This is a genomic window from Caballeronia sp. (assembly GCF_028292365.1).
Lineage (GTDB): Bacteria > Pseudomonadota > Gammaproteobacteria > Burkholderiales > Burkholderiaceae > Caballeronia.
Map to the genome: position 1 here is coordinate 1 of NZ_JAQGMM010000056.1, position 3,566 is coordinate 3,566.

The following is a 3,566-nucleotide window of genomic DNA, read 5'->3' on the forward strand; positions in this document are numbered from 1 at the left end:
GGCGCGAGTGCGGGCCATCGCCGCGCATTTACGCGAGCGCCCGGCGCAACGATACGCATTGTGTATCGACGATCCGTTCAATTTTACCTGCGCGCTGTTTGCGTTATTCGCGTCAGCCAGGGAACCGGTTATACCCGCTCATGCAGCGCCCGGTTATCTGGCCGATCTCTCGAATGCCTACGACGCTGTCCTGACCGACACCGACATGCCGGCGCTGATGGCTGGTTCGGAGTACGTCGGATATTCAGCATCGATCGACCCACACACGCCGCTCACGATGTACACCTCGGGCAGTAGCGGCACACCGAAGCCGATCCGCAAGACACTCGCGCAATTCAACGCCGAAGTTCATACGCTCGAGACGCAGTGGGGCGCGCTTGTCGGCGACGCGACCGTGCTCGGCAGCGTCCCGCATCATCACATCTACGGGCTGCTGTTTCGCGTGTTCTGGCCGATTGCGACCGGGCGTGCATTCGACCGTGCGCTCAGCATGGACCCGCAACAGTTGCAGGCGCGGATTGCGCAATGCGGCCCGGGTTTGTCAGTTGTAGTGTCGACGCCTGCGCAGCTATCGCGCTGGCCTGAACTCGATGGTTTCACAGGTTTAAGTCCTGCACCCCGCGTGTTTTTTTCATCGGGCGGTCCGCTTGCGGCAGACGCGGCGAGCAAATATGCCGCGGCTTTTGGCGCGGCGCCTGTCGAGATCTACGGCAGCACAGAGACGGGCGGTATCGCATGGCGTCGGCAGGATCAGACAGATGCGTGGCAAGCGTTGAATGGTGTTGAGGTGCAGCGCGGTGACGATGGTGCGCTCACCCTGCGTTCACCGCATCTGGGCCACGACGACTGGCATCACACCGACGACACCATCGCGTTCGACATTGACGGCCGCTTCCGTTTGCAAGGGCGTCTCGACCGCGTGATCAAGCTTGATGGAAAGCGTGTGTCGCTGCCCGAACTTGAGTCCCGCCTCGGGCTGCATCCGTATGTGGCGCAGGCGGCGGTTGCATCGCTCGAAGGGATGTCGCGCGAGCGTGTCGGCGCGGTTGTCGCGCTCACCGAAGCGGGTAGCGAAGCTCTTCTTGAACGAGGGCGCGTGGCGCTCGCCAAGATCCTGCGTCGCCACCTTGCGGCGTATTTCGATATCGTCGTGCTGCCGCGTTTCTGGCGCTTCCGTTTCGCACTTCCATTCGATGCCCGCGGCAAGTTGCCGGCGGCGGCCGTTGCCGCAGCATTCGATGCGCGCGCTGACGGTGTGGAAGTCCTCTCCGAAGCACGCAGCGACACCGCGCTGCACTACGAACTTCGTGTGCCGCCAACGCTCGTGCATTTCGCCGGCCACTTTCCCGGCTTGCCGATCCTGCCGGGCGTTGTACAGATCGACTGGGCGATGCGATTGGCGGCCGAACAAGTGCCGGGCGTGCGCATGCTGGCATCGATCGAGCAGTTGAAATTCAAGGCGCCGGTGCCACCGGGCGCGCTGCTCGATCTCACATTGACGCATGACGCGTCGCGCCGGCGTGTCCAGTTTGCTTATCGGCTGGGTGCGCGGGACTGCACGTCGGGTGTCATTGTTTATCGGGGGACTGCATGAGCTTCGTACCGTGCATCGTCATCCCGATCTACAACCACAAGGACGCAATCAGCGCGACCGTCGCGAATCTTAGCGTGCATGAGTTGCCGCTTTTTATCGTCGATGACGGCAGCGACCAGGCCACGCAGGACGTGCTCGCCACGCTTCAAGCGACATACGCGGGCACGCTCACGCTGATCCGCTTGCCAGTGAACGGCGGCAAGGGCGCAGCCGTAATGGCTGGCTTGCAGGCAGCACGAATGGCCGATTTTACGCATGGCTTGCAGATCGACGCGGACGGACAGCATGACAGCGCCGATGTACCGCGCTTCATCGAGGCCGCGCGTGCGGAGCCTCGTGCGGTAATTCTCGGTCGCCCTGTCTACGACGAATCCGTGCCGAAGTCGCGTCTCTACGGGCGCTACTTGACGCATGTCTGGGTGTGGATAGAAACGCTCTCGTTCACGATCCGCGATTCGATGTGCGGTTTTCGTCTGTATCCGCTCGACGTGGTGTGCACGCTGATCGACGACGTGAAATTGCCGACGCGAATGGATTTCGACATCGAGATACTCGTGCGGCTGTACTGGCGCCGGACAGCGTTCCGTTCGATCCCGACGCGCGTCACCTACGCAAGCGACGGCGTCTCGCACTTCGATGTGCTGTGGGACAACGTGCGCATCACCCGTACTCATACGCGGCTCGTCGTGGGCATGCTGCTGCGGCTGCCTATGCTGCTTGCACATAAACTAATGCCGCGCCCATCGGTCGCATCGGTCGCATCATCGAACGAAAGCGAGCAACACTGGTGGCAACTCGCCGAACGCGGCAGCCATCTCGGCATGTCCTTGCTCGCTCTTAGTTGCCGTCTCTTCGGCACGCGCTTCACTGCGCTGTGGCTGCATCCGATCGTTGCTTATTTCTTGTTGACCGGGAGCCGCGCACGCACCGCATCGCGCAGCTACTTCATGCATCTTCAACAAGCCGCACCTCAGGATGGAACGCCGCGGCCAGGATGGTGGTCCGCGTATAAACACATGCTGGCATTCGCACGATCCGGCTTCGATAAACTCGCTGCATGGTCGGGTCGCGTCAACATGGACGACGTAAAGTTCGACGACCCGGCCGCTTTCGAAGCATTGAGCGCCAGCGGCCGCGGTGCACTCGTGATCGGCGCGCATCTCGGCAACCTCGAGATGACCCGGGCGCTTGCCATGCGCGGCGCGCACGCGAAAGTCACCGCGGTTGTCTACACGGAGCACGCGCGCCGTTTCAACCGCGTGCTGGCATCGGCGAACAGCGCGTTTGCGCAACGGCTCGTCGAGGTCAGCGACTTCGGCCCCGAGACGGCGATGATGATGCAGGACAGGGTGGAGGCGGGCGAGTTGCTGGTGATCGTCGGCGACCGCGTGCCCGCGCATGATTCCGGCCGCACGACCGAGGCGCAGTTTCTTGGCTCGACGGCGCCTTTCGCGCAAGGCCCATACGTGCTTGCCCACGCGCTTGGTTGCCCCGTGTACCTGTTTTTCTGCCTGAAGGAAGAGCAGGGATACAGGCTCTATTTCGAGCCGTTCGCTGAGCGTATCGAGTTGCCGCGGCGAGAACGTGCGCAGCATCTCGCAGCGTGGGCACAGCGTTATGCATCGCGTCTTGAACACTACTGTCGCAAGGCGCCTTATCAATGGTTCAACTTCTTCGATTTCTGGGCGCGTCCCAATGGCAATGGTAATGGCACTGGAGGCGCGAATGGCCGAACATGATCCGAGCGGAAAGATAGGTGCGTCAGCCAGCACAGCCGAGGAAGCGATTGTCATCGGCGGCAGGCGGCTGACGATTGAAGAGGTCGTATCGATTGCGCATCGACGAACGCCTGTCGCTTTGAGCGCCGATCCGGCGTGGCGCGCTCGTATTGAACGCGGCGCCGAATTCCTGCGCCGCCACCTGGCCCAGGGCGCAACCGTCTATGGTGTCAACACCGGTTATGGCGACTCAT

The 3,566-nt window shown here is 62.2% G+C and carries 3 protein-coding genes; all 3 read left to right on the forward strand.

Translation table 11 applies throughout. The annotated features are described in order from the left end of the window. A partial coding sequence (locus tag JWR14_RS03435; RefSeq protein WP_299701382.1) for an AMP-binding protein occupies positions 1 to 1,594 on the forward strand: 1,594 nt, incomplete at its 5' end. Then, positions 1,591 to 3,333 carry a glycosyltransferase family 2 protein gene (locus tag JWR14_RS03440; RefSeq protein WP_299701385.1) on the forward strand — a complete coding sequence of 581 codons (1,743 nt, stop codon included), beginning with the start codon at positions 1,591 to 1,593 and terminating at the stop codon, positions 3,331 to 3,333. The genes JWR14_RS03435 and JWR14_RS03440, both read left to right, overlap by 4 nt. Continuing rightward, positions 3,320 to 3,566, forward strand: a 247-nt coding sequence (locus JWR14_RS03445) for an aromatic amino acid lyase (protein ID WP_299701388.1), incomplete at its 3' end; no start/stop codon positions are given. The genes JWR14_RS03440 and JWR14_RS03445, both read left to right, overlap by 14 nt.

Coding starts and splice junctions, on each gene's coding strand:
- JWR14_RS03440 (WP_299701385.1), top strand. CDS start 1,591: ATGAGCTTCGTACCGTGCATCGTCATCCCGATCTACAACCACAAGGAC.